Raw genomic sequence first — 5,044 nt, 5'->3', positions numbered from 1 at the left:
AAAAAACACCCTCTGCTATTGCAGAGGGTGTTTTAGATTTAAAAGCTGGCGATGACTTACTCTCACATGGGTAACCCCACACTACCATCAGCGCTAAGAGGTTTCACTTCTGAGTTCGGGAAGGGATCAGGTGGTTCACTCTTGCTATTGTCGCCAGCAAACTGTTATGGACTTGTTCGGGTCTTATTTAAATGCCTTACTTCGTACCAAATGAGTTTAACAGAACATTTGAGTTGGGTATTGTAACTAGCTTTACAACTAAATCAAGTATGTTTGATCTTTTATGAATCAAATGATGCTATGTATACAACTGCTTGGGTGTTGTATAGTCAAGCCTCACGAGCAATTAGTATTGGTCAGCTTCATGCATCACTGCACTTCCACATCCAACCTATCAACGTCGTAGTCTTCAACGGCTCTTTAGAGGACATAAAGTCCTAGGGAAATCTTATCTTGAGGTAGGCTTCCCGCTTAGATGCTTTCAGCGGTTATCCCTTCCGAACATAGCTACCCGGCGATGCGACTGGCGTCACAACCGGTACACCAGAGGTTCGTCCACTCTGGTCCTCTCGTACTAGGAGCAGATCCTCTCAAATTTCCAACGCCCACGGTAGATAGGGACCGAACTGTCTCACGACGTTCTAAACCCAGCTCGCGTACCTCTTTAAATGGCGAACAGCCATACCCTTGGGACCTGCTTCAGCCCCAGGATGAGATGAGCCGACATCGAGGTGCCAAACACCGCCGTCGATATGAACTCTTGGGCGGTATCAGCCTGTTATCCCCAGAGTACCTTTTATCCGTTGAGCGATGGCCCTTCCATACAGAACCACCGGATCACTAAGACCTACTTTCGNCGATGGCCCTTCCATACAGAACCACCGGATCACTAAGACCTACTTTCGTACCTGCTCGACTTGTGGGTCTCGCAGTTAAGCGCGCTTTTGCCTTTATACTCTACGCGTGATTTCCGACCACGCTGAGCGCACCTTCGTACTCCTCCGTTACTCTTTAGGAGGAGACCGCCCCAGTCAAACTACCCACCAGACATGGTCCTCGTCCCGGATAACGGGACAGAGTTAGAACCTCAATATTACCAGGGTGGTATTTCAAGGATGGCTCCATAGTAACTGGCGTCACTACTTCAAAGCCTCCCACCTATCCTACACAAGTAAGATCAAAGTTCAATGTCAAGCTGCAGTAAAGGTTCACGGGGTCTTTCCGTCTAGCCGCGGGTACACCGCATCTTCACGGCGAATTCGATTTCACTGAGTCTCTGCTGGAGACAGCGCCCCCATCATTATGCCATTCGTGCAGGTCGGAACTTACCCGACAAGGAATTTCGCTACCTTAGGACCGTTATAGTTACGGCCGCCGTTTACTGGGGCTTCGATCAAGAGCTTCGCTTACGCTAACCCCATCAATTAACCTTCCAGCACCGGGCAGGCATCACACCCTATACGTCCACTTTCGTGTTTGCAGAGTGCTATGTTTTTAATAAACAGTTGCAGGGGCCTGGTTTCTGTGGCTGCCAATAGCTCATCCCGCAAGGGGAATCACCGTCAGCAGCGTACCTTCTCCCGAAGTTACGGTACCATTTTGCCTAGTTCCTTCAGCAGAGTTCTCTCAAGCGCTTTGGTCTACTCGACCTGACCACCTGTGTCGGTTTCGGGTACGATTCCTGTGTAACTGAAGCTTAGAGACTTTTCCTGGAAGCTTGGTATCAGCCACTTCGCTAGTAAACTAGCTTGCTATCAGTTCTCAGCATAGAGTACCCCGGATTTGCCTAAGATACATGCCTACAACCTTTCACCTGGACAACCAACGCCAGGCTGACTTAACCTTCTCCGTCCTCTCATCGCATTACACAGAAGTATTGGAATATTAACCAATTTCCCATCGACTACGCCTCTCGGCCTCGCCTTAGGGGTCGACTCACCCAGCCCCGATTAACGTTGGACTGGAACCCTTGGTCTTTCAGCGAACGGGTTTTTCACCCGTTTTGTCGTTACTCACGTCAGCATTCGCACTTCTGATACCTCCAGCATACTTCTCAATACACCTTCATCGGCTTACAGAACGCTCCCCTACCACGTATACTTACGTATACATCCGCAGCTTCGGCATATAGTTTTAGCCCCGTTACATCTTCCGCGCAGGCCGACTCGACTAGTGAGCTATTACGCTTTCTTTAAAGGGTGGCTGCTTCTAAGCCAACCTCCTAGCTGTCTATGCCTTCCCACATCGTTTCCCACTTAACTATAATTTTGGGGCCTTAGCTGGCGGTCTGGATTGTTTTCCTCTTGACTACGGACGTTAGCACCCGCAGTCTGTCTCCCGGATAGTACTCATAGGTATTCGGAGTTTGCATCGGTTTGGTAAGTCGGGATGACCCCCTAGCCGAAACAGTGCTCTACCCCCTATGGTATTCGTCCGAGGCGCTACCTAAATAGCTTTCGGGGAGAACCAGCTATCACCAAGTTTGATTAGCCTTTCACCCCTATCCACAAGTCATCCCCTGGCTTTTCAACGACAGTGGGTTCGGTCCTCCAGTTAGTGTTACCCAACCTTCAACCTGCTCATGGATAGATCACCTGGTTTCGGGTCTATACCCAGCAACTAAACGCCCTATTAAGACTCGATTTCTCTACGGCTCCCCTATACGGTTAACCTCGCTACTGAATATAAGTCGCTGACCCATTATACAAAAGGTACGCAGTCACCGAACTAGTCGGCTCCCACTGCTTGTATGCATGCGGTTTCAGGATCTATTTCACTCCCCTCACAGGGGTTCTTTTCGCCTTTCCCTCACGGTACTGGTTCACTATCGGTCAGTCAGGAGTATTTAGCCTTGGAGGATGGTCCCCCCATATTCAGACAAGGTTTCACGTGCCTCGCCCTACTCGTCATCATTATATGTGCACTTTCGTGTACGGGACTATCACCCTCTACGGTCGCACTTCCCAGAGCGTTCCGCTAATACACATATAACTTAATGGGCTGATCCGCGTTCGCTCGCCGCTACTGACGGAATCTCAATTGATTTCTTTTCCTAAGGGTACTGAGATGTTTCACTTCCCCTCGTTCGCCTCGCATGACTATGTATTCATCATGCGATACCTACCTTATGGTAAGTGGGTTTCCCCATTCAGAAATCTCCGGATCACAGGATATTTGCCGCCTCCCCGAAGCTTATCGCAGGCTATTACGTCTTTCATCGCCTCTGACTGCCAAGGCATCCACCACATGCACTTAATTACTTGACTATACAACCCCAAACAGTCGCTAACACATACAAGTGAGTGTTATCGTTGCAAAATTAATTGCTACTATCTGTTGTCTGTGCACTTAAGCACGTACAGCTTCAATTTAATTCATATACCAAAACGCTTGATTCAGTTTTATCGCTAGTGCTCATTTCACTCAATATTAACAATTGCTTGTTAATTTGCTTGAAACGAGTTAAACAATTATTTCAACTCAAATTTATTCTGTTAATGATTAACTACCATCTCGTCGATGCGTAGCAAACTGTGATAAATCACAGAACTTAATAAGCTATCTACTTACTAAGTTCTATAAGCTATCTTTAGGATTTAACTTTTGTTTTTACATTACTTCGTAATGTATGGTGGAGACTAACGGAGTCGAACCGTTGACCTCCTGCGTGCAAAGCAGGCGCTCTACCAACTAAGCTAAGTCCCCAGCTTAAGATCTTAATATATCTGCTCTTCTGTGTTCAGTAGACTTGGTGGGTCTGACAAGACTTGAACTTGTGACCCCACGCTTATCAAGCGTGTGCTCTAACCAACTGAGCTACAGACCCTCAGATACATCAATGAAGAACAACTTGTTGTGGATTCTTACCAATCGTCAATCTTTCGTTAAGGAGGTGATCCAGCCGCAGGTTCCCCTACGGCTACCTTGTTACGACTTCACCCCAGTCGTCGGCCACACCGTGGTAAGCGTCCTCCCTAAGGTTAGACTACCTACTTCTGGTGCAACAAACTCCCATGGTGTGACGGGCGGTGTGTACAAGGCCCGGGAACGTATTCACCGCGGCATTCTGATCCGCGATTACTAGCGATTCCGACTTCATGGAGTCGAGTTGCAGACTCCAATCCGGACTACGATCGGCTTTTTGAGATTAGCATCCTATCGCTAGGTAGCAACCCTTTGTACCGACCATTGTAGCACGTGTGTAGCCCTGGTCGTAAGGGCCATGATGACTTGACGTCGTCCCCGCCTTCCTCCAGTTTGTCACTGGCAGTATCCTTAAAGTTCCCACCCGAAGTGCTGGCAAATAAGGAAAAGGGTTGCGCTCGTTGCGGGACTTAACCCAACATCTCACGACACGAGCTGACGACAGCCATGCAGCACCTGTATGTAAGCTCCCGAAGGCACCAATCCATCTCTGGAAAGTTCTTACTATGTCAAGACCAGGTAAGGTTCTTCGCGTTGCATCGAATTAAACCACATGCTCCACCGCTTGTGCGGGCCCCCGTCAATTCATTTGAGTTTTAGTCTTGCGACCGTACTCCCCAGGCGGTCTACTTATCGCGTTAGCTGCGCCACTAAAGCCTCAAAGGCCCCAACGGCTAGTAGACATCGTTTACGGCATGGACTACCAGGGTATCTAATCCTGTTTGCTCCCCATGCTTTCGTACCTCAGCGTCAGTATTAGGCCAGATGGCTGCCTTCGCCATCGGTATTCCTCCAGATCTCTACGCATTTCACCGCTACACCTGGAATTCTACCATCCTCTCCCATACTCTAGCTCACCAGTATCGAATGCAATTCCTAAGTTAAGCTCAGGGATTTCACATCCGACTTAATAAGCCGCCTACGTACGCTTTACGCCCAGTAAATCCGATTAACGCTCGCACCCTCTGTATTACCGCGGCTGCTGGCACAGAGTTAGCCGGTGCTTATTCTGCGAGTAACGTCCACTATCCTAGAGTATTATTCTAGGTAGCCTCCTCCTCGCTTAAAGTGCTTTACAACCATAAGGCCTTCTTCACACACGCGGCATGGCTGGATCAGG

At 48.6% G+C, this 5,044-nt stretch carries 2 tRNA genes and 3 rRNA genes; all 5 read right to left on the bottom strand.

The annotated features are described in order from the left end of the window. Positions 1-43: 43 nt before the first annotated feature. A 5S ribosomal RNA gene (gene rrf / locus CDA10_RS04920) occupies positions 44-158 on the bottom strand. 167 nt (positions 159-325) lie between these two features. Further along, a 23S ribosomal RNA gene (locus CDA10_RS04915) occupies positions 326-3,266 on the bottom strand. Positions 3,267-3,629: 363 nt separating this feature from the next. Beyond that, positions 3,630-3,705: transfer RNA gene (locus CDA10_RS04910), tRNA-Ala, on the bottom strand. Positions 3,706-3,749: 44 nt separating this feature from the next. Beyond that, positions 3,750-3,826: transfer RNA gene (locus tag CDA10_RS04905), tRNA-Ile, on the bottom strand. A gap of 59 nt (positions 3,827-3,885) precedes the next feature. Continuing rightward, a 16S ribosomal RNA gene (locus CDA10_RS04900) occupies positions 3,886-5,044 on the bottom strand; the annotation flags it as partial.

Source organism: Acinetobacter piscicola, from assembly GCF_002233755.1.
Classification (GTDB): Bacteria; Pseudomonadota; Gammaproteobacteria; order Pseudomonadales; family Moraxellaceae; genus Acinetobacter; species Acinetobacter piscicola.
Note: the sequence above shows the minus strand (reverse complement) of the source record. Positions and strands in the feature narration are given on the sequence as shown.